Below are 20,370 nucleotides of genomic sequence, written 5' to 3' on the forward strand. Positions count from 1 at the left end.
GGGCGGTGGCGGCGGCGGGCGGGCACCGCCCACCCGCGCCCCGCCACCCGCGTCAGCCGATCGTCACGAGGGCGGCGAACAGCTCCGGCGCTCGGCGGTCGACGATCCGACCGCCGACGCGGATGCCGACCAGCGCGAAGACGGTGCCCAGCACGAGGGCGGCCGCCAGTCCGATCAGGCCGAAGGCCGGGTCGCCGCCGATGAGCGAGATCGCGCCGAGGACGATCGACGGAAGCGCCAGCAGGCCGGTCGCGGCCATGCTCCCCAGCATCACGACGCTCGAGATCATCCCGGAGCCCGGCGGCGTCTTCAGCGGGCTGTCCCCCGGCCCGGGCACGGGGTAGACGACGAGCGACGAGGCGACGCTCGACACTCCGAACCCGCTGAGCACGAGGGCCAGCGCCATGCCCAGCACGGCCGGGATCGCGTCGGCGCGTCCCGCGTACAGCGCGGTGCCCACCGCCACGACGACCACCGCAGGGACGCCGATGATCGCGGCGGCGACGACGCGACCGGCGCGGTCGGCCGACCCCGTCACTCCGGAGCTGACGTGCGCCGCCCAGGCGGTGCCGTCGTACGACACGTCGGCGCAGAGGGTCACGCCGAAGATCAGGCCGACGAGCACGGCCGAGAGCAGCACGAAGGTGTCGCCGCCGCTGCCGATCGCGGAGTAGAAGACCGCGAGGACGACGACGGCGGGGATGACGAGGAGCCCGCGGCTGTAGCGCGGGTCCCGCCACCAGTAGCCGAGGGCACGCGCGGCGACGGCGCCGGTCGGGGTGCCGGGGAAGCGCCCGAACAGGCCGAGGCCCGCGGATCCGGAGGCGGAGTGCGCGCCGGACGCGGCGGGCTCCGCGAGCGCGTGCCGCAGCGCCCGGGCCCACGCCCAGACGAGGACGGCCAGCGTCGCGAGCCCGATCAGCAGGCGCGCGATCGCCGCGACCCAGTCGCCCGCGACGACGGATCCGGGGACGGCCCAGATCGCGCCGAGCGGCGACCAGCCGAGGGCGCCCGCGATCACGGGCAGGACGTCCAGGCCGTCGCGGATCACGTTGGTCAGGCCGAAGAAGAGCGGTCCGAGCAGGATGACGACGACGAGCACGACGCCGCCGATCACCTCGCGGTAGCGGCGGCTCGAGCCCAGGCCCGTGGTGAGCGCGCCGATCAGGCGGGACGCGACCACGCAGGTCGCGACGCCGATCACCGCGGCGACGAGGCCGGGCAGGATGCCGATGGGCCGACTCCACCAGGCGGCCGCGGAGGCGAGCGCCCCGAGCGTGGTCACCACGCCGGGGATGCCCGCGAGGCCCGCGGCGGCGAGCCCGAGGAGGAGGGTCCGCAGCGGGATCGGGAACGTCGCGAGGGTGGGCAGGTCGAGGCTCTGGTCGGAGCCGGACAGGAAGATCGGCCCGAGCACCCAGCCGAGGATCAGAGCGGATCCGCCGAGGACGATCGCGACGTTCGCGAACGCCGGGTCCGTGCCTCCGAGCGCGACCAGGCCGGCCGCGACCAGGCCGAGCACCGCGATCGCGTAGAGACCGCCGAGGATCACGCCGATCAGCTGCCACACGTTCCGCGTCAGCGAGTTGCGGAGCAGGAGCAGCCGCAGCCTCAGGAGATGCGCAACCATGCCGGTCCCTCCTGGTGGGTGCGGCCGCCGACCAGCTCGACGAAGCGCTCCTCGAGGCTGGAGCCGGCGCGGACCTCCTCGAGGGTGCCGGAGGCGAGCACGCGGCCGTCGGCGATGACGGCGACGCGGTCGCACATCCGCTCGACGAGGTCCATGGAGTGGGACGAGACGATGACCGTGCCGCCCGACGCGACGAAGCCGGTCAGGATGTCGCGGATGTTCGCCGCCGAGACCGGGTCGACCGACTCGAACGGCTCGTCGAGCACCAGGAGGCGCGGGGCGCGCACGAGCGCGCAGGCGAGCGCGATCTTCTTGGTCATGCCCGCGGAGTAGTCCACGACGAGCGTGCGGTCGGCCGGATCGAGGCCGAGCAGGGCGAGGAGGTCGTCGGTCCGCTCGACGACGACGGAGCGCTCGAGCCCGCAGAGCAGGCCGTAGTAGGTGACGAGCTGGAGACCGGTGAGGCGGTCGAACAGCTTGACGCCGTCGGCGAGGACGCCGATCAGCCGCTTCGCCTCGAGGGTGTCCTTCCAGACGTCGACCTCGTGGATCGTGACGACGCCGCTGTCGGGGCGGAGCAGGGCCGTGGCCATCGAGAGGGTCGTCGTCTTGCCCGCGCCGTTGGGGCCGACGAGCCCGAAGAAGGAGCCGGCGGGGACGTCGAGGTCGATGTCCTTCACGGCCTCCTTGTCGCCGAAGCGCTTGCGGAGGCCGCGGATCCGCAGAGCGACCTCGCCGTGGCGGCCGGAGGCCTCGGGGGCGGCCCATGCGGGGGTCGCGGAGTCGGTGAGCGCGGAGTCGGTGTGCTCGGCAGCGGTGCCGTCGGCGGCGGTGCGCGCGGCGGGGCTCTCGGTGTCCGTGCCGTCCTGGGGAATGCCGGGGGGCGTCGTCCCGTCCATGTGTGTCCCTTCCGGGCCGCGGTGGGCGGCCGCTCCTCCACCCTAGGCAGGCGCTGCGGCCGGGGCATCCGTCCCGCGATGGAGTCGCGCTGAACGCGCCGGTGCGGCCCCGGTGGTCCGACGGGGCGGGGCGGAGCACGGCCGCCTACGCTGGCCCCATGCCCACGCTCCTCCTCGTCCGGCACGGACGCACCACCGCGAACAGCGCGGGGATCCTCGCCGGACGCACCGCGGGAGTGCGGCTCGACGACGTCGGACGCACGCAGGCGGCGCGCACCGGGGAGCGGCTGGCGGCGGTCGAGCTCGCGACCGTGGTGTCGAGCCCGCTCGAGCGGTGCCGGCAGACCACGCGCTTCGTCCTCGAGCGGCAGACGGGATCGCCGGCGACGGTGATCGACAAGGGCATCACCGAGTGCGACTACGGCGACTGGTCGGGGCGCTCGCTGCGGGATCTCGCGACGGAGCCGCTCTGGGCGACGGTGCAGAACCAGCCCTCCGCGGTGGTGTTCCCCGGCGGCGAGGGGATGCTCGCGATGCAGGCCCGGGCCGTGTCCGCGATCCGCCGGCACGACGCGGCGGTGGCGGAGGAGCACGGGGCCGGCGCGGTGTGGGCGGCGGTCAGCCACGGAGACACGATCAAGGCGATCCTCGCGGACGCGCTCGGCATGCACCTCGACCTGTTCCAGAGGCTCAGCGTCGGACCGGCGTCGGTGTCGATCATCCGCTACGGCGCGGGGCGGCCGGAGGTCGTCTCGATGAACACGGACGCCGGGGACCTGGGCTGGCTGCGGAAGGCGGCCCCCGTGGCGGACGCCGCCGTGGGGGGCGGGGCGGGGCACGAGTAGGCGGGGTTCCGGAGGGCCGCTTCAGGGCTCGATCGAACACGGGTGCTCGGCGGCGGTGGATCTCGATGCGCCCGCTCCGCGGAGGGCTCGGTCAGCAGAAGAGACGGCTGCTCGATCAGCAGGCCGCCCGAGCCCGACGCGCGCAGCCACCGCGGAGGCGGGCGCTCGTAGACTGGGGGCATGCCTCCGATCGTGCACGGATTCGACTGGCCCGATCGCGTCGTCGTGGGGACCGTCGGCTCACCCGGCTCGCGCTCCTTCTACCTCCAGGCCAAGACCGGGCCCCGCGTGGTCAGCGTCGGCCTCGAGAAGCAGCAGTCGGCCCTCCTCGCCGAGAAGATCGACGAGATCCTCGACCAGCTGATGACCGCCCAGGGCAACCCGGTCAGCGTCCCCGCCGGCACTCCCCCGGAGCTCGTCGACAACGACCCGCTCGACCAGCCCGTGGAGCCCGAGTTCCGCGTCGGCGGGCTCAGCCTCGGCTGGGACCCGTCCACCGCGCAGATCGTGATCGAGGCCTATCCGCTTACCGAGGCGGAGGACGACTCCGAGGAGGAGCCCGAGCCCACCGAGATGCTGCAGGTGAAGATCCCGGTCGGGACGGCGCGCGCCTTCGCGAAGCGCACCCTCGAGGTCGTCGGCGCCGGACGTCCGCTCTGCCCCCGCTGCGGCGAGCCGATGGATCCCGACGGGCACGACTGCCCGCCCGCATGAGCGACCCGGGCGGGCTCGACGGCGAGCTGGAGCTGGCCGGCCGGATCACGATCGCCTCGAACGCGACGTTCCTCGCGCAGCTCGGCGAGACGTCCGTCGTCTACAAGCCGATCTCGGGCGAGAAGCCGCTGTGGGACTTCCCGGACGGCGTGCTCGCGGGCCGCGAGGTCGCCGCCTACCTCGTCTCGGAGGCGCTCGGCTGGAACGTGGTGCCGCGCACGTGGCTCCGCGACGGTCCGCTCGGGCCGGGCATGGTCCAGCTCTGGCAGGACATCGATCCGGACCAGGACGCGGTCGACCTGGTGCCCGCCGACGCCGTGCCCGACGGATGGCGGCACGTCCTCGACGGCAGCGACGAGGAGGACCGCGACATCTCCCTCGTGCACGAGGACTCGACGGCGCTGCGCCGGATGGCCGTGTTCGACGTGGTCGCCAACAACGCGGACCGGAAGGGCGGACACGTGCTCGCGCTGCCCGACGGCCACCGCTACGGGGTCGACCACGGCCTCACCTTCCACTCCGAGCACAAGCTGCGCACGGTCCTCTGGGGCTGGATCGGCGAACCGCTGCTCGAGGAGGAGCTGACGGCGCTGGCGCTCCTGCGCGCGCAGATCGACGGACCGCTCGGCGAGGCGCTCTCGGAGCTGCTCACCGAGGACGAGGTCGCCGCGTTCGCGAAGCGCTGCGAGCGGCTCGGCTCCTTCGGCCGCTTCCCGGGCCCGCGGGGCGGGATGCCCGCGGTGCCCTGGCCGCTGTTCTGAGCCGGGGGCGGTCGGAGATCAGGACGAACGCCGCAGGAGCGACGGGGACGCGCTGATCCTCAGGCGCGGGAGCGGGTCCCTCCTGCATCCTGAGGGGCTCAGAAGCTCCAGCCGCGGCCGAACAGCTCCTCGCCCGGCGCTCCGCCGCCTCCCGGACCAGCGCCGCGAGCGCCGAGGTAGGAGGAGACGACGGCCGCTCCCAGGTCCTCCGCCTCCGGGTTCACCACCGAGCCGCCGATCCGGCGGGCGAGCGAGTCGATGAAGCGCGCGAGGCCCGGGTCGTCGCCCAGGCGGAAGAACGTGGTGTGCGCGCCGAGGCGGAGCGACGCGTCGAGCTCGCGGACCGAGACGGCGACCGTCAGCGGGTCCGGCGGGTAGTCGAAGAAGACGCCGCCGTCGGGCTCGAGGTGCGCGGTCGGCTCGCCGTCGGTGACGATGAGCAGCACCGGCTGCGCGTTCGGGTGCTTGCGGAAGTGCCGGTTGGCCAGCAGCAGCGCGTGGTGCAGGTTCGTGCCCTTGTCCCACTCGGCGTCCAGGCCCACCAGCTGCTCGACGTCCATCACCTCGGCGCGTCGGCCGAAGGCGACGAGCTGCAGCGCGTCTCCGCGGAACCGGCTGCTGATCAGGGTGTGCAGGGCGAGCGCAGTGCGCTTCATCGGCACCCAGCGGCCGTCCATCGCCATCGAGAACGACGTGTCGACGAGGAGCGCGACGCAGGCCTGCGTGCGCGCCTCCGTCTCCTGCACCTCGACGTCGTCGATCAGGATGCGCACCCCCGAGCCGACAGGTCGGCCCTCGCCGGCGGTGCGGGTGAGGGCGTTGGTCACCGTGCGGGGGATGTCCCAGGCCTCGGTGTCGCCGAACTCCCACGAGCGCGTCGCTCCGGAGCGCTCGCCCGCCGCGCCCGCACGCCGGACGTCGCGGGCGCCCTGACGGCCGGAGACGGTCTCGGCGATGTCGCGCAGGAGCGCCTTTCCGAGCTGGCGCATGGCCTTCGGGCTGAGGGCGAGGCGGCCGTCGGAGCCGCGGCGCAGGGTCCCGGAGTCGCGCAGGGCCCGCTCCAGGCGCTTCAGCGTCTGCGCGTCGACCGAGGCGTCCTCGCCGAGGCGCTTCGCCAGCAGGTCGAGGTCGAGGTCGTCGAGGGAGGAGCGGTCCGTCTGCGCGAGCTGGTCGGCGAGGGCGTCGAGGTCGGCCAGCTCCTGGAACACGCCTGTCCCGTCGCCGAGGCCGAGCCCCTGCTCGCCGTCCATCCGCTCGGAGCCGCCCCAGTCCTCGCCGGGACGGAGCCCCCGCAGGGTCTCGTCGAGGCGGCCGAGGGACTGCATGAGCTCCGGCGTGCCGAAGGCTTCCTGGGCGAGCGCGTCGAGCTCGGCGCGCTGCTCGGCGGTCATCGAGTTGCGCATCCGCTGGGCCGCGGCCGCGCGGGCGGCGAGCGCGTCGATCAGCTCGTCCACCGACTCCGGTCCCTCGGGGAAGTACTCGCCGTGCTGCTCCATGAAGGCGTCGAACTGCTCGGGGGTGTCCTCCCCGCGCGCGTGCGCCTCGAGCAGCTCGTTCAGGTCGCGGAGCATCGCGTCGATCGCGGCGCGGTCCTCGTCGCTCGCGTTCTCGAGGGCCTGCTTCATCCCCTCGAAGTGCTGATCGAGCATCTCCCGGCCCAGCAGCTCGCGGATCCGCTCGAAGTCGGCGCGCGCCTCGGGGCTCTGCCAGCGGTAGTCGCGGAGCTCCGAGACGGCCGCGGCCGGTGAGGGCGGGAGGCTGTCGAGCTGGATCTCTGCGAGCGCGCGGTCGCCGTCGTCCATCTGCGTGTCGCGGGCGAGCTGCTTGCGCTCGGCGAGGACGGCCCTGTCGAGGAGCTCGCGGATCTCGCGGAGCGTGCCGTCGAGGTTGTTCCTCTGCGTGAGCTCGCGACGCCGCTCGGCGACGCGGGCGGCCAGGTCGTCCAGGCCCTCGCGGTCGCGGGTGCCCCGGCGGAGGAACTCGCGCAGGGCGCGCTCGGGCGAGGTGCCGCCCATCACGTCCTCGCCGATAGCGTCGAGGGCCTCCTTCAGGTCGACCGGAGGAGCGAGCGGATCGGGTCCCCCGTCGTACTTCGCGTAGCGCGCGTCGCGCTTCAGCCGCCGGTTGCCGCGCGGAGCATCAGCCATAGACGGCCTCGCCCCCGCCCGTCTCCTTGCTCAGCTTGCGCGAGAGGTAGAGGCCCTCGAGGGCGAGCTCGACCGCTCCGGCGCGGCGCCCCTCCCCCACGGCGTCGAGGCGCTCGGCGACCTCGTCGTACACGCGGGCCTCGCCCAGCAGCGGCAGGCCGGCCAGGAACTCGCGGGCGGTCACCTGCTCGCCGGTCGTGATCATCGCGCCGTTCTCGACCGCCTCGACGAGCGGCCCGAGGTCGACGCCGCGCAGGTGGGCGCGGACGGTCTCGGCGGTGGCCTGGCGGAGCAGGTGGTCGAGGATCTCGTCCTCGCGGCCCTCCTCCCCCGACTCGAACTCGATCTTGCCCCCGAGCACGTCGACGGCGGTCTCGAGGTCGATGGGGCGGGCGACCGCCTCCTCCTCGCCGCGGCGGGTGGCGCGGTGCAGGGCGGCGGCGGCGATGGTCTCGGCGCCGGCGATGGCGAAGCGGGCGCTGACGCCGCTGCGCTGGTCGACGGAGCTCGACTCGCGCAGAGCTCGCGTGAAGCGGGCGAGGATCTCGATGAGCGCGTCGGGCACGGTCGCGACGAGGTCCGCCTCCTGCCGGATGACGGCGACCTCGTCGACGAGGGCGGTCGGGTAGTGGGTGCGGATCTCGGCGCCGAAGCGGTCCTTCAGCGGCGTGATGATCCGGCCGCGGTTCGTGTAGTCCTCCGGGTTCGCGCTCGCGACGACGAGGACGTCGAGGGGGAGGCGGAGGACGTAGCCGCGGATCTGGATGTCGCGCTCCTCCATCACGTTGAGCATGGCGACCTGGATCCGCTCGGCGAGGTCCGGCAGCTCGTTGATCGCGACGATGCCGCGGTGGCTGCGCGGGATGAGGCCGAAGTGGATGGTCTCCGGGTCGCCCAGGCTGCGGCCCTCGGCCACCTTCATCGGGTCGACGTCGCCGATGAGGTCGGCGACGCTGGTGTCGGGGGTGGCCAGCTTCTCGACGTAGCGCTCCTCGCGGGGCTTCCACGCGACGGGCAGGTCCTCGCCCAGCTCCTCCGCTCGGCGGCGGCTCTCCGTGGTGATCGGCTCGTAGGGGTGCTCGCCGAGCTCGGACCCCTCGATGACGGGCGTCCACTCGTCGAGCAGGCCGACGAGGGTGCGCAGGAGGCGGGTCTTGCCCTGGCCGCGCTCGCCCAGCAGGACGATGTCGTGACCGGCGATGACGGCGCGCTCGACCTGCGGGATGACCGTCTCGGCGAAGCCGTGCAGGCCCGGCCAGGGGTCGCGGCCCTCGCGCAGGGCGTCGAGCAGGTTGTCGCGGATCTCGGTGCGGAGGCTCTTCTGCACGTGCCCGGAGGCACGGAGCTGGCCGAGCGTCTGGGTCGTCGGGCGCATCACCTCGGCAACGCTACGCCGCAGGTCCGACACGTGGTGGAGGTGCGGCGGATTCGCGGCGCGGGCTTGCGCGGGGGCCGCGCCGCGGACGGCTCAGCGCTCGAGGCGCGGGGCGGCGGCGAGCAGGCGGCGCGTGTACTCCTCCTGCGGCGCGGCGAGGAGCGACGCGGCCGGCCCCGCCTCGACGATCCGACCCTCGCGCATCACGGCGATGCGATCGCTCATGTGGGCGATCACGCCGAGGTCGTGCGAGATGAGGAGGAGGGCGAGGCCGTGACGGCGCTGCAGGTCGTCGAGCAGGTCGAGGATCTGCGCCTGCACCGACACGTCGAGGGCCGAGACGGGCTCGTCGCAGATCAGCACGTCGGGGCGCGTCGCCAGCGCCCGGGCGATCGAGACGCGCTGGCGCTGACCGCCGGAGAGGGTCCGCGGCGAGCGCCGCTCCAGGGCGGGGTCGAGCCCCACGCTCTCGAGCAGCGCGGGCACGGAGGCTGCGCCGGCGTCGCGGAGGAGGCGGCCGACGCTCCAGCGCGGGTCGAACGAGGAGAGGCTGTCCTGGTAGACGGCACCGATCCGCGGGCGGCGGGGACGGCGGGAGCGCTCGGTCGCTGCCGACCACGGCTCGCCGAACAGCTCGACGGCGCCCCCGTCCGGACGCCGCAGCGCCAGCACGAGCCGGGCCACCGTGCTCTTGCCCGACCCGGACTCGCCGACGAGCCCCACGGTCTCGCCGCGCCGCAGCCGGAGGTCGACGTCGTCGACCGCGACCCTCACTCCTCCGCCGGGCAGCGGGAAGCGGGCGGCGAGTCCGCGGGCCGCGACCACGACCTCGCCGGGAGTCTCGGGCGGGGTCGCCGGTGCGGTCGGGTCGGTGAGCCGGGAGCCGCGCGGGCGCCCGGCGGGGACGGCGGCCACGAGCGCGCGGGCCTCGGGGCTGCGGGGCGCACGCAGCACCTCGGCCGCGGTCCCCTCCTCCACCACGCGGCCGTCGGCCAGCACGAGGATGCGGTCGGCGAGGCCCGCCACCACCGCGAGGTCGTGCGAGACCAGGACGAGCGCCCGGCCGCGCGCCTTCTGCTCGGCGAAGAGCTCGAGCACGCGGGCCTGGACGGTGACGTCGAGCGCGGTGGTCGGCTCGTCGGCGACGAGCAGCGGCGGATCGAGCGCCACGGCCGCCGCGAGGAGGGCGCGCTGGCGGAGCCCGCCGGAGAGGTCGCCCGAGCGCTCCCGCATCCGCTCGGCCGGCTCCGGCATGCCGACGCTCTCCAGGGCCTCGACCGTCCGCTGCGCGCGCTCGGCCGCGGGGAGGCGGCCGTGGAGGCGGAGCACGTCGCCGATCTCGCGGCCGATCGGGCGCAGCGGGTCGAGCGAGAGCAGCGCGTCCTGCGGGACGAAGCCGACGGATCCGCCGCGCAGCCGCCGCAGCTCCCGCTCGCCCGCTCCGACCACCTCGGTACCGCCGACGCGGACGCTCCCGGTCACGGCGCCTCCGCTCAGCCCCAGCAGCGCTCGCGCGGTGACGCTCTTGCCGGACCCGGACTCGCCGACGATCGCGACGCACTCCCCCGGCTCCACGCGGAACGAGACCCCGTGCACCACCTCGACTCCGTCGAAGGCGACCCGGAGCCCCTCGACGACGACCGCGCTCACCGCGCACCCCGCAGACGCCCGCCGAGGACCGTCGTCGCGATCGTGGTCAGCACGATCGCCAGCCCCGGGAACACGGTCAGCCACCACGCGCTCGAGAGGTAGGTGCGGCCCGCCGAGAGCATCGCGCCCCACTCCGGCGCGGGCGGCTCGGCGCCCAGGCCCAGGTAGCTGAGGGCCGAGGCCCAGACGATCGCCTGGCCGACGCCGAGGGTCGCCAGCACGGCGAGCGGCCCGAAGGTGTTGGGGAGGACGTGCCGGACGAGGATGCGGACGGGTCCGTGCCCCAGCACGCGCGCCGCCTCGACGTAGCCGGAGTCGCGGATGCCGAGCAGCTGCGTGCGCAGGATGCGGGCGTACCCCGGCGCGGTCGAGAGGCCGACCGCGATGGTGGCGGGGACGACTCCGGGACCCGTGACCACGATCACGAGCAGCGCGAGCAGGAGTGCGGGGAAGGCGAAGAGCACCTCGAGCACGCGGCCGATCACGCCGTCGACGACGCGGCCGCCGAACGCCGCGACCACCCCGAGCACCGCGCCGAGGACGAGGCCGATCGCGGTGGCGCTGGCGCCGATCAGGAGGGATGCGCCGGCCCCCGCGATGAGGCGGCTGAGGACGTCGCGACCGGACTCGTCGGTGCCGAGCAGGTGCGCGGCACCCGGTGGGGTGAAGGCGTCGCGCGGGGCGACGGCGAGCGGATCGGAGGGGGCGAGCAGCCCGGGCGCGACGGCGGCGAGCAGGAGCAGCACCACGAAGACCGCGGCCAGCACCTCGCCGGCGCGGAGGCGGGAGGGACCCCGGCGGAGCGGGCGGGCGGCGCGCAGCTCGAGCTCGCTCACGCGACCGCCTCCCGCCGGACCAGCCGCGGGTCGATCACGCGCGTCAGCAGATCGGTGGCGAGCGTCACGACGATGTACGCCAGCGCCGTGACCAGCACGACACCCGTCACCACCGGCACGTCACGGACGGTCACCGCCGCGAGCAGAGTCCGGCCGAGCCCCGGCCTCGCGAAGATCGTCTCGACCACCACGGCCCCGCCGATCAGGTAGCCGAACGCCCAGCCCGAGAGCGAGACCCCTGGCAGCACCGCGTGGCGCAGCGCGTGGCGGGCGCGGACGCCGAGCTCGCCCTCGCCGCGCGCCCGAGCGGCGAGCACGAACGGCGACTCCAGCGCGTCGACGAGGGAGCGGCGCATCACCTGGCCGAGGAAGCCCGCCAGCGGGATCGCGAGGGTGAGCGTCGGCAGCACCAGCCCGGCGGGCGACCCTGTGCTGACCGGGGGCAGCCAGCGCAGCGCGGTCGCGAAGACGGCGATCAGCACGGTCGCCAGCCAGAAGTGCGGGAGCGCGGCTGCCGTGAGCTCGAGGCCGGACCCGACCGCGGCGGCGAGGCGGCCGCCCCGGGTCGACCAGAGGGCGGTCGCGAGCGCCAGGATCCATGCGGCGGTGAGCGCGAGCACGGCGAGCAGGAGGGTGCCGGGCAGCTGCTCGCCGAGGATCTGCGCGACGGGAGTGCGCAGGGAGTAGGAGGTGCCGAGGTCGCCGCGCGCGAGCCTGCCGAGCTGCACCAGGTACTGCACGAGGAGCGGCTGGTCGAGGCCGTACTGCTCCCGCACCGCGGCGAGCGCCTCGGGCGACGCCTGCGAGCCCGGACCGCCGAGGATCGCCTGCGCCGGATCGCCGGGGACGAGGCGGATGAGGACGAAGACGGCGGTCGCGACGGCCCACAGCACCACGAGGGCGCCACCGAGGCGGAGGAGCACGCGACGGATCATGCGGGCGGGCGTCCTCTCTGGTCGGGCGGTGGAGGGGGGCGTCGTCGAGGTCCGCTCCCTCCGGAGCACGCGATGCGCGACCGACGGCGGCTACTCGACCAGCATGGAGGACGGACCCCTGCTGATCGAGCAGCCCGCGGAGCGGACGCATCGAGATCCGCCCGTCCCGATCGCGGGGTCTCGATGCGCCGCCGTGGCGGCTACTCGACCGACACGCGTCCGCTCATCGATCGGTGCAGGCGGCTCTGCGGAGCCGGGTCAGACCCAGGCGTCGGCGAACCAGGGGGTCGACACGGTGTCGAGGGCGACGAGGCCCTGGACGGCCGACCGGTGCAGGTAGTGGTTCTGCTGGTCGTAGAGCGGCAGGATCCAGTAGCCCTCGAGGACGATCAGCTGCGCCTGCTCGTACAGGTCGGCGCGGGCGTCCTCGTCGGTCGTGGCGCTCGCCTGCTCGAGCAGCGAGTCGAGCGCGGGGTCGGCGATCTGCGCGTGGTTGGCGAAGTAGCCGCTCGGCGCAGGGGTGATGCCCGAGGAGGAGTAGAGGATCCGCAGCACGTCGGGTCCGACCTTCGTGTACGGGGCGCTCACCAGCTCGTACTCGTTCGACGCGAGCGCGGTGTACCAGCTCGACAGGTCGAGCAGGCTGATCCGCACGTCGAAGCCGAGGGTCTTCGCCGAGGCCTGGATCTGCTCGAACAGCGACTGCTCGGCCGGGATCGACTGGTTGGTGCTGACGGGGAAGCGCAGCGTCAGCGGCGTGCCGTCCTTCTCGCGGATGCCGTCGCCGTCCGAGTCCACCCAGCCGGCCTTCTCGAGCAGGTCCTCGGCGGCGGCCGTCTCGGAGTCGGACCCGGCGTCCTCGAAGAGCGACGGGTCGGAGTACGCGGTCGCCTCGCGGCTGGACAGCGGGGAGTAGGAGCGCTCGGCGGTGCCGAAGAAGAGGGAGTCGATCGCGTCGTTCACGCCGACGCCGCGGACGAACGCCTCGCGGACGGACTCGTCGTCGAACGGCGCCTGGCCGGAGTTGAGCTCGAGGCGGTTGACCGAGCCGGGCCGGGGCGCGTCGAGCTCGACGAGGTCGGTGGCTCCGGTCGCGGCCTTCAGTGTGTCGGGCTGGGCGTTGTCGAGCACGTCGACCTCGCCCGACTGCAGCGCCGCGTAGCGGGTGGCGGAGTCGGGGATGAAGCGCCAGGTGATGCTCGCCAGGTGCGCGGGGCCCTCGTGGCCGTCCCCGGTCGGGCCGGTCGACGCGTCGTAGGCCTCGTTGCGGGTGAGGGTCACGTGGTCCTGCTTGACCCACTCCGAGACGGTGAAGGGGCCGGTGCCGACGGGCGCCTCGCAGTTCGCCTCCTCGCCGCGGGCGATGCCGGCGGGCGACTCGATCGCGGTCCACGGCTGCGCGAGCGACTCGAGCAGCGCGCTGTCCGGCGCGGTCAGGGTGAAGCGGGCCACGGTCGGCGAGACCGCGGTGACGGATGCGACCTTCGCCACGGCGAGGTAGCCGGTGGAGGACTTGGTCGCCGGGTCCTGCAGGTGCGCGATGTTCGCGGCGACCGCCTCCGCGTCGAGGGCGGTGCCGTCGGTGAAGGTCGCGCCCTCGCGCAGGGTGAAGTCGTAGCTGAGCGCGTCGTCCGAGACGGTCCACGACTCGGCCAGCCAGGGCGTGATGGTGCCGTCGGCGTCGCGCGAGACGAGCGACTCGAGCACCTGCGTCGCGAGGAGCGCCTGCGGGTAGTTGCCGCCGACGTGCGGGTCGAGGCAGGTGGGCTCGGCGTCGCCGGACGCGTAGGTCAGCGTCCCGCCGTCGACGGGGGTGCTGGAGGCGTCGGGCGTCTCGGCGGTGCAGCCGCTGAGCAGGAGCGCGGCGGCCGCGACGGCGGCGGGGAGGGCGAGGAGGCGGGAGCGCAGCGGCATGACGTCTTTCGTGGAGGGGTCGAGGGTGCACGCGTTTCTTGGACGCGACCCAGGAAACGCTAGCAGGGCGTGGAGGCGGCGGACGGGGATCGCTCGGATCCGTGGAGGAGCGCCCGGATCCCGCGCTGGGGAGGGACGAATCGCGCTGTCAGAGGCCCCTGATGCGCCGGGCGGTCGAGAAGGGCCTCCGCTCTCCTACTGTCGACACATGACCTCCGCCGTGCTCGCCCTCCTGTTCGGCTCCGCCGTCGCCCTCGTGGGCCTCGTGCCCTGGGCCGCCCTGCAGTACCGGCGCCGCGGCGTCCTCGGGATCGGCAACGCGGTGCTGGCCTTCGCCGCCGTGGTCTACGCGCTCGCCCTCGTCACCTACACGCTCCTCCCCCTGCCCGACGAGGCGACGGTCGCCGCCGCCTGCCGCACCGGATCGGGTCCGCAGCTGCGCCTGTTCGCCTTCGTCGCGGACATCGCGAAGGAGGGCGGGATCGACGGGCCCCGCGCGCTGCTGACGAACCCCGCGTCCGCGCAGGTGCTCCTGAACGTGGTCTTCTTCGTCCCCCTCGGGATGCTCGTCCGCCACCTCGCTCTGCGCGGGCGCCTCGTCGCCGGAATGATCGGCGGCACCGCCGTCGGCTTCGCCGTCTCGCTCCTCATCGAGGTCACGCAGCTCACGGGCGACTGGTTCCTCTACCCGTGCGCCTACCGGCTCTTCGACGTCGACGACCTGCTGGCCAACACGGCCGGCGCCCTGCTCGGCACCCTCCTCTCCCCCGTCCTCCTCCTCTTCACCCGCCGGACCGAGGGCGCGGTGCCGGAGCTGGCCCGCCCGGTCACGATCCGCCGCCGCGCGTTCGGCATGTTCTGCGACATTCTCGCGCTGAGCCTCATCACGGGCGCGCTCGTCTCGATCACCGGGGTCGGCCTCGTGCTCGCGGGGGTGGACACGCGCTCGAGCCCCGGGGACGTGGTTGTCGGAGCCCTGCCGTTCGTCGCTCCGCTGCTCCAGCTGGTGATCGTGCTGCGGTCCGGACGGACCCTCGGCGAGACGGTGGTGCGCCTGCGTCCCGAGCCGCGACCGCTCCTCTGGCAGCGGCTCGTGCGCTGGGCGGCGGGATCGGGCGGCTGGTCGACCCTGCTCGCCGTCGAGGGCGGCTTCTGGTCGCTGCTCGCCTTCGTCCTCGCGGCGGCCGCGATGATCGGCCTGGTCGCGACACGTGGCCGCCGGGGGACGGCGAACGCGCTGGCTCGCCTCGACGTCGTGGACGAGCGGGCGGAGGCGCCGTCCGCCGTCCGGAAGACGGACTGAGAGGAGCCTGCCGGACGCCTGGGCCGGCCGGTGGTCAGACCGCCGCGCGGAGCCCCTCGACAAGGTCGTGCTGCGCCTCGCGGCCGGCCCGCGTGGGCACGAGCGGGTACACGTGGACCTGCCCGACGGCCTCGTGGAGCTCGAACGGGACCGCGGCGGCCGCCGCCCGCTCGGCCAGCACATGGGCGTCCGGATTGAGGACGTCCCGCGTGCCGGTGAAGACGGTGAGGGGGCCGAGGCCCGCCAGGTCGCCGAACAGCGGGCTGACCACGGGATCGAGCAGGTCGAGGGCGCCGCGCCAGCTCTCGGCGAGGACGCGACCGCCCGGGGTGCCGAGCCAGGGATCGGTCGGCTGCACCTCGGGGATCCGCGGGTTGCTCCAGGAGAGGTCGAGCGCGGGCGAGACGAGGGTCGTGCGCGGCAGGACCACCCCCTCGTCGCGCAGGGCGAGGGCCGTCGAGAGGGCGATCTGGCCGCCCGCAGAGTCGCCGGCGAGGCAGGTCGCCCCGTGCCGCTCAAGACTCCGCAGCACCAGGGCGCGGACACCGTCGCGCGCCTCGAGCGCCGTGCCGAAGGGCACGAGCGAGTAGATCGGGAGGGTCACCGCGACGGAGGCCTCGTCGGCGATGCGGGCGGCGAGCCACCAGTGCTGGGGCGCGATCTCGTTCACCCAGCCGCCGCCGTGGACGTAGACGACGCCGCCGCGGATCACCCGCGGGCGGATCGTGTAGACCGGCCAGGAGCCGACCTGCTCCACGTCGACGCGCACGCCGGGCCGGAGGCGGGGCGGCGGGCCGTAGGAGGCGGGACGGAGCGCGCGCTCCCGGATGCGGCGACGGGCTCCCTCCGCGCTGACGAAGGTGCGGTTCGCGCGGGCGAGCCGGAGCGCGAGCGGGACGAGGGCATCGGGGACGACGAGCGGCATCGCCCGAGCATCGCGCACCCCGGTGCGCAGCGGCTGGGCGGCGACGGACTGCGCGGCTGCGGACTCCGCGGCGACGGGCTCGGCAGCCATCGACGCGGCAGCCACGGACTCCGCCGCTGATCCGCGGAGGTCGGAATATCCGGCGCGGGCTCCGCGGACGGAGCGTCGGCACCCGCGGACGCAGCGTCGGAGACCACGGACGACGCCCGGGCACCCCGCGGACAGCACGACGGCCCGGCCCGTGGAGGGAGCCGGGCCGGGGCCGCCGGTCAGCATGGTGCCTGCACGCCCGCGGAGCGCGGGTCGGAAGCGACCTCGCTGTCGCCGTGCGCTGCGGGTCAGCGGCGCGCGGCGGAGCGGCCGGCGAAGCGGGTGTAGACGAGCAGGACGATGATCGCTCCGATGATCGAGCCGATGATGCCGGCGGGCTGGAAGAAGCCGTCCATCGGGTCGTGCTGGAAGATCAGGAACCCGAGGAAGCCGCCGACGAACGAGCCGACGATGCCGAGCACGATGGTCATGCCGATGCTGATGCTCTGCTTCCCGGGGACGATGAGGCGGGCCAGCGCTCCTGCGATGAGTCCGACGACGATGAGGCTGATGATGAGACCGAGCATGGCGGTCGTCCTTCCGTTGTGCGGGCGGGGGCCCGCTGATCGGTTCCGCGGTTGCGGGACCGGTGGCTACGCAACCACCCCGGAGGAGGCGGCGGTACACCCCTGGGGGTGTGCTCGCACCGACGAGCCGTGCGGTAGCGTCCGACCATGACCCGCCGTGCGCCCCTCACCGTCGCGCTCGTCGACGACTACGACGTCGTCCTCACGGGCCTCGCGCACATGTTCGACCACTACCGCGACCGGGTGGTCGTCGCCGAGATCGACGCGAACGCCTCCCTCTCCGACCGGATCGACGTCGTCCTCTACGACTCGTTCGCCCAGCCGGAGTCGGACCACCACGAGATCGCGGAGCTGGTGCGCAACGAGCGGGCCGAGCACGTGGTCGTCTACACGTGGAACTTCGCGCCGACGCTCATCGCGGACGCCCTCGAGCAGGGCGTCCACGGCTACCTCTCCAAGACCCTGCCGGCGCGGGAGCTGGTGGCCGCGCTCGAGCGGGTGGCCGCGGGCGAGGTCGTCGTCAGTGATCCTCCACGGCGGGCGGGCAGCGCACCGGGCCTCGACTGGCCGGGCCGCCACGAAGGCATCACCGACCGGGAGTCGGAGATCCTCGCGCTCATCACGCAGGGCAAGAGCAACGCGGACGTCGCCGCCCTCACCTACCTCAGCCCCAACACGGTGAAGTCCTACATCCGCAGCGTCTACGGCAAGATCGGCGCGACCAGCCGCACGCAGGCCGTCCTCTGGGGCGTCGACCACGGCTTCACCCCCGACCACCACCGCATCGACCACTGGCTCGGCGGCCCCTGACCCGCGCCCGCGGGACGCCGCTCCGGTACGCGACCCGCCGACGAACGCGCACCCTGGAGGCGTCTCGCGGGAGGGGGCGGGGGCGCACGCACCGCTACGGTGTGGCCATGCCCCTCGACCGCGCGCCGACCATCCGCGACGTCGCGGTGCGGGCCGGAGTGTCGTACCAGACGGTCTCGCGCGTGCTCAACGACAGCCCCCAGCTGCGGCCGCGCACCCGGGAGCGCGTGCTCGCCGCGATCGAGGACCTCGGCTTCCGCCCCAGCGCCGCCGCCCGCGCCCTGGCGACGAGCCGCTCCGGCCTGATCGGGATCCTCGCCGCCGAGAGCCACAGCTTCTACGGCACCGCCACCGCGATGGCCGCGATCGAGCAGGCGGCGCGCGACGCGGGCTACCGGGTCCCGGTCGTGAACGCGGCGCCGGACGCGGAGTCGCTGGCCGACGGCCTCGCCCACCTGCAGCGGGAGTCGGTGGAGGCGATCGTGGTCCTCGCCCCGCAGGAGCGCGCGCTGGAGGCGATCGAGAGCCTCGCGATCGGCGTCCCCTCGGTGACGCTCGGCGCGACGGACCGCGGCGCCGACTCCCTGCTCCTCGTCGACCAGGCGGCCGGAGCGCGACTGGCGACCGAGCACCTCGTCGGCCTCGGCCACACCCGCATCGCGCACCTCGCCGGTCCGCAGCACTGGGTGGAGGCGCAGGCGCGGCTCGAGGGCTTCGGCGCCGGGATGAGCGCGGCCGGCCTCGACCCTGTCGCCGTCGTGGAGGGCGACTGGAGCGCCGAGTCCGGCTACCGCGCCGGCCTCCGCCTCCTCGACTCCTCGCCCCGGCCGACCGCGGTGTTCGCCGGCAACGACCAGATGGCCCTCGGACTCCTGCACGCCTGCACCGAGCGGGGACTGCGCGTGCCCGAGGACCTCAGCGTCGTCGGCTTCGACGACGTCCCCGAGGCGGCGCACTACCAGCCGCCGCTGACCACCATCCGCCAGGACTTCGCGGAGGTCGGCCGCCGCACGATCGGCGTCGTGCTCGCGGAGCTGCGCGGCGAGGAGCCCGCCGTCGACCGCCCGGTGCCGCCGGTGCTGGTGGAGCGGGCGTCGACGGCTCAGGCCTGAGCAGCACCGGCCCCCGCCTCACCCCGCGTGCGGCAGCAGCACCTCCACGCGCCCCTCACGCACCCGCGTCTCGAATCGCGGCTGCGGCGAGGTGGCCGGCCCCCGCAGCACCTCGCCGGTCTCGAGCGAGAAGGCGCTGCCGTGCCACGGGCAGGCGACGCACGCCTCCCCCGAGCCGTCCGCCGAGACCTCGCCCTCGTCGAGCGGGCCCGAGAGGTGGCTGCAGACGTTCGAGAGCACGTCGATCCGCTCGCCCCGCCGGAAGGCGAGCAGGGGGAGGCCCGCGACCTCCCTCCTCACCGGCGTGCGCTCCGGCAGGTCCGCCAGGGCGCCGAGCTCCTGCCAGCCCGAGGGGAAGCGGTGCGGCACGTCCTCCGCGTGGTTCGCCCCCGCCGCCTGCCGGTAGCTGAGGTGGCCGCCCAGGTAGCCGCCGCCCGAGACGACGGCGAGCCCGAGCATCCCGAGCACCTTCCCGCTCGTGGTGCGCCCGCGGCGGCGCTGCACCCACGACGCGGCGTAGAGGCCCGTCGCGACCACGTTGGCCGCCGAGTGCACCAGCCCGACGCGGGTCTGCTGCTCGTGCAGCTCCGACCAGTCGGTGAAGCCGGAGGCGGCGGTCGGCAGGACGCTGATCACGCCGACGCCGACGAGGGTCCGCGCCGCCCGCTGGTTCCCCGGCAGCAGGTCGAGCACCGCCGCCGACACCCAGGCGCCGGTGGGCACGAGGACGAGCAGCGGATGGACGGGGTGGCCGACCGGGACGCCGTGCAGCACGTCCCGCACCGGCTGCGGCCGGACCACCGCGTTCACGGCCCGCTTCACCCGGCCGACGAGCGGATCGAGGGCGGCGGCGTTCTCGAGGCGGGTGACGAGTCTGACGAGTCTGATCTCACGCATGCCTCATGCGACCAAGCGGGCGGCCCCGGCGGAAGGGGCTTGCGGCGGAGGAGGAGCAGTCGGACCCCGCCGGCGGGCCCCTCGCTTGCCGACCCCGAGCCGTTTCGCCTACGCTGACCCGGGGCTTTGTGAACGGTCACATCGCCCGAGCGAGGAGCATGATGGACCAGCGCAGGCCCACCCCCGCCGACGTGATCACGAGCGGCGCCACCGCCCTCGGCATCGAGCTCGGCTCCACCCGGATCAAGGCGTGCCTGGTCGACGCGGCCGACCCGTCCGTGGTCCTCGCCGTCGGCAGCCACGAGTGGGAGAACCAGTTCGTCGACCGCCGCTGGACCTACTCCCTCGACGCCGTCCACGCGGGCCTCCAGGCCGCCTACGCGGACCTCGTCGCCGACGCCTCCTCGCGCCACGGCGTCCAGCTCTCCTCCGTCGGGGCGCTCGGCGTCTCGGCGATGATGCACGGCTACCTCCCCTTCGATGCGGACGGCGGGCTGCTCGTCCCCTTCCGCACCTGGCGCAACACCAGCACCGGGCCCGCGTCGGCCGAGCTCACCGAGCTGTTCGGCGCCAACATCCCGCTGCGCTGGTCGCTCGCGCACCTGCACCAGGCGGTCCTCGACTCCGAGCCGCACGTCGAGCGGATCGACTTCCTCACCACCCTCGCCGGCTACGTGCACTGGCGCCTCACCGGCGAGAAGGTACTCGGAGTCGGCGACGCCTCCGGCATGGTCCCGACCGACCCGGCGACCCGCGACTACGACCAGCGTGTCGTCGACCTCTACGACGCGCGCGCGGCCGGCGCCGTGAAGCCGCTGCGCGAGCTGCTGCCCGCCGTGCTCCCCGCGGGCGCCGACGCCGGCTCGCTCACCGCCGAGGGCGCGCTCCTGCTCGACCCCACCGGCTCCCTCCGGCCCGGCGCCCGCGGGGAGCACGGCGGGCAGCAGCTCGCGCAGCGGCTTCACGGCGCCGGCCGCGCGCGCGTCGTAGAGGTCGACGA

Annotated in this window: 18 protein-coding genes; 7 read left to right on the forward strand and 11 right to left on the reverse strand. The window is 74.5% G+C overall.

What is annotated here, in order from left to right; all coding sequences use genetic code 11:
• Positions 1–52: 52 nt before the first annotated feature.
• Positions 53–1,630: a transporter gene (locus C5C39_RS16215; RefSeq protein ID WP_104291761.1), complete on the reverse strand. Its 1,578-nt coding sequence runs from the start codon at positions 1,628–1,630 to the stop codon at positions 53–55.
• Positions 1,612–2,529, reverse strand: coding sequence for an ABC transporter ATP-binding protein (locus C5C39_RS16220; protein WP_104297253.1), 918 nt, complete (start codon positions 2,527–2,529; stop codon positions 1,612–1,614). The genes C5C39_RS16215 and C5C39_RS16220 overlap by 19 nt, the downstream gene beginning before the upstream one ends.
• 158 nt (positions 2,530–2,687) lie before the next feature.
• Between C5C39_RS16220 and C5C39_RS16225 the strand changes: the two genes are divergently transcribed.
• The 3 genes from C5C39_RS16225 (at position 2,688) to C5C39_RS16235 (ending at position 4,849) form a co-directional block, all read left to right on the forward strand.
• Entirely contained in the window at positions 2,688–3,374 is a 687-nt protein-coding gene (locus C5C39_RS16225; RefSeq protein ID WP_104353872.1) for a histidine phosphatase family protein, read from the forward strand.
• Between the two features lie 180 nt (positions 3,375–3,554).
• On the forward strand, positions 3,555–4,088 hold the full coding sequence (locus tag C5C39_RS16230) for a DUF3090 domain-containing protein (RefSeq protein ID WP_104295979.1): 534 nt from the start codon (positions 3,555–3,557) through the stop codon (positions 4,086–4,088).
• Positions 4,085–4,849 (forward strand): SCO1664 family protein, encoded by a 765-nt coding sequence (locus C5C39_RS16235; RefSeq protein ID WP_104226043.1) that lies wholly within the window; start codon positions 4,085–4,087, stop codon positions 4,847–4,849. Before C5C39_RS16230 ends, C5C39_RS16235 begins: the two co-directional genes overlap by 4 nt.
• A 98-nt stretch (positions 4,850–4,947) precedes the next feature.
• Here the strand turns inward: C5C39_RS16235 and C5C39_RS16240 are convergent, their stop codons facing one another.
• The 6 genes from C5C39_RS16240 to C5C39_RS16265 form a co-directional block, all read right to left on the reverse strand.
• Positions 4,948–6,996, reverse strand: a complete 2,049-nt coding sequence (locus C5C39_RS16240) for a VWA domain-containing protein (RefSeq protein WP_104353873.1) — start codon at positions 6,994–6,996, stop codon at positions 4,948–4,950.
• Positions 6,989–8,371, reverse strand: a complete 1,383-nt coding sequence (locus C5C39_RS16245; protein WP_104262318.1) for a magnesium chelatase — start codon at positions 8,369–8,371, stop codon at positions 6,989–6,991. The genes C5C39_RS16240 and C5C39_RS16245 overlap by 8 nt, the downstream gene beginning before the upstream one ends.
• Positions 8,372–8,464: 93 nt before the next feature.
• Positions 8,465–10,021 carry an ABC transporter ATP-binding protein gene (locus tag C5C39_RS16250; protein ID WP_104353874.1) on the reverse strand — a complete coding sequence of 519 codons (1,557 nt, stop codon included), beginning with the start codon at positions 10,019–10,021 and terminating at the stop codon, positions 8,465–8,467.
• Entirely contained in the window at positions 10,018–10,857 is an 840-nt protein-coding gene (locus tag C5C39_RS16255; RefSeq protein ID WP_104226047.1) for an ABC transporter permease, read from the reverse strand. The genes C5C39_RS16250 and C5C39_RS16255 overlap by 4 nt, the downstream gene beginning before the upstream one ends.
• Complete coding sequence (locus tag C5C39_RS16260) at positions 10,854–11,792, reverse strand: ABC transporter permease (protein WP_104353875.1); 939 nt, start codon at positions 11,790–11,792, stop codon at positions 10,854–10,856. The genes C5C39_RS16255 and C5C39_RS16260 overlap by 4 nt, the downstream gene beginning before the upstream one ends.
• A gap of 258 nt (positions 11,793–12,050) precedes the next feature.
• Entirely contained in the window at positions 12,051–13,706 is a 1,656-nt protein-coding gene (locus C5C39_RS16265) for an ABC transporter substrate-binding protein (protein ID WP_104353876.1), read from the reverse strand.
• A gap of 208 nt (positions 13,707–13,914) precedes the next feature.
• Between C5C39_RS16265 and C5C39_RS16270 the strand changes: the two genes are divergently transcribed.
• The gene (locus C5C39_RS16270; RefSeq protein WP_181136417.1) at positions 13,915–15,009 is read left to right on the forward strand and encodes a VanZ family protein; all 1,095 of its coding nucleotides are present in this window, start codon (positions 13,915–13,917) and stop codon (positions 15,007–15,009) included.
• A gap of 34 nt (positions 15,010–15,043) precedes the next feature.
• On the opposite strand, the gene C5C39_RS16275 is transcribed toward C5C39_RS16270, so the two are convergent.
• Positions 15,044–16,024, reverse strand: a complete 981-nt coding sequence (locus C5C39_RS16275) for an alpha/beta hydrolase (protein WP_258075866.1) — start codon at positions 16,022–16,024, stop codon at positions 15,044–15,046.
• A 248-nt stretch (positions 16,025–16,272) separates the two neighbouring features.
• On the reverse strand, positions 16,273–16,551 hold the full coding sequence (locus C5C39_RS16280; RefSeq protein ID WP_104225042.1) for a GlsB/YeaQ/YmgE family stress response membrane protein: 279 nt from the start codon (positions 16,549–16,551) through the stop codon (positions 16,273–16,275).
• A 147-nt stretch (positions 16,552–16,698) separates the two neighbouring features.
• Between C5C39_RS16280 and C5C39_RS16285 the strand changes: the two genes are divergently transcribed.
• On the forward strand, positions 16,699–17,361 hold the full coding sequence (locus C5C39_RS16285) for a response regulator transcription factor (protein ID WP_104225041.1): 663 nt from the start codon (positions 16,699–16,701) through the stop codon (positions 17,359–17,361).
• A gap of 107 nt (positions 17,362–17,468) precedes the next feature.
• Positions 17,469–18,473: a LacI family DNA-binding transcriptional regulator gene (locus C5C39_RS16290; protein ID WP_104225040.1), complete on the forward strand. Its 1,005-nt coding sequence runs from the start codon at positions 17,469–17,471 to the stop codon at positions 18,471–18,473.
• Between the two features lie 18 nt (positions 18,474–18,491).
• On the opposite strand, the gene C5C39_RS16295 is transcribed toward C5C39_RS16290, so the two are convergent.
• On the reverse strand, positions 18,492–19,370 hold the full coding sequence (locus tag C5C39_RS16295) for a Rieske 2Fe-2S domain-containing protein (protein ID WP_104226053.1): 879 nt from the start codon (positions 19,368–19,370) through the stop codon (positions 18,492–18,494).
• Between the two features lie 158 nt (positions 19,371–19,528).
• Here C5C39_RS16295 and C5C39_RS16300 point away from each other — a divergent pair.
• Positions 19,529–20,370, forward strand: an 842-nt coding sequence (locus tag C5C39_RS16300) for an FGGY family carbohydrate kinase (protein ID WP_374953714.1), incomplete at its 3' end; no start/stop codon positions are given.

The sequence above is a fragment of the Rathayibacter sp. AY1F3 genome (genome assembly GCF_002931975.1).
Taxonomy (GTDB): Bacteria; Actinomycetota; Actinomycetes; order Actinomycetales; family Microbacteriaceae; genus Rathayibacter.

What these genes read in the sequence shown, in the direction of transcription:
- C5C39_RS16225 (WP_104353872.1), top strand. Translation starts at nt 2,688, where the DNA reads ATGCCCACGCTCCTCCTCGTCCGGCACGGACGCACCACCGCGAACAGC.
- C5C39_RS16285 (WP_104225041.1), top strand. Translation starts at nt 16,699, where the DNA reads ATGACCCGCCGTGCGCCCCTCACCGTCGCGCTCGTCGACGACTACGAC.
- C5C39_RS16240 (WP_104353873.1), bottom strand. Translation starts at nt 6,996, where the DNA reads ATGGCTGATGCTCCGCGCGGCAACCGGCGGCTGAAGCGCGACGCGCGC.
- C5C39_RS16235 (WP_104226043.1), top strand. Translation starts at nt 4,085, where the DNA reads ATGAGCGACCCGGGCGGGCTCGACGGCGAGCTGGAGCTGGCCGGCCGG.
- C5C39_RS16290 (WP_104225040.1), top strand. Translation starts at nt 17,469, where the DNA reads ATGCCCCTCGACCGCGCGCCGACCATCCGCGACGTCGCGGTGCGGGCC.
- C5C39_RS16220 (WP_104297253.1), bottom strand. Translation starts at nt 2,529, where the DNA reads ATGGACGGGACGACGCCCCCCGGCATTCCCCAGGACGGCACGGACACC.
- C5C39_RS16275 (WP_258075866.1), bottom strand. Translation starts at nt 16,024, where the DNA reads ATGGCTGCCGAGCCCGTCGCCGCGGAGTCCGCAGCCGCGCAGTCCGTC.
- C5C39_RS16245 (WP_104262318.1), bottom strand. Translation starts at nt 8,371, where the DNA reads ATGCGCCCGACGACCCAGACGCTCGGCCAGCTCCGTGCCTCCGGGCAC.
- C5C39_RS16270 (WP_181136417.1), top strand. Translation starts at nt 13,915, where the DNA reads ATGACCTCCGCCGTGCTCGCCCTCCTGTTCGGCTCCGCCGTCGCCCTC.
- C5C39_RS16295 (WP_104226053.1), bottom strand. Translation starts at nt 19,370, where the DNA reads ATGCGTGAGATCAGACTCGTCAGACTCGTCACCCGCCTCGAGAACGCC.
- C5C39_RS16280 (WP_104225042.1), bottom strand. Translation starts at nt 16,551, where the DNA reads ATGCTCGGTCTCATCATCAGCCTCATCGTCGTCGGACTCATCGCAGGA.
- C5C39_RS16230 (WP_104295979.1), top strand. Translation starts at nt 3,555, where the DNA reads ATGCCTCCGATCGTGCACGGATTCGACTGGCCCGATCGCGTCGTCGTG.
- C5C39_RS16215 (WP_104291761.1), bottom strand. Translation starts at nt 1,630, where the DNA reads ATGGTTGCGCATCTCCTGAGGCTGCGGCTGCTCCTGCTCCGCAACTCG.
- C5C39_RS16260 (WP_104353875.1), bottom strand. Translation starts at nt 11,792, where the DNA reads ATGATCCGTCGCGTGCTCCTCCGCCTCGGTGGCGCCCTCGTGGTGCTG.
- C5C39_RS16265 (WP_104353876.1), bottom strand. Translation starts at nt 13,706, where the DNA reads ATGCCGCTGCGCTCCCGCCTCCTCGCCCTCCCCGCCGCCGTCGCGGCC.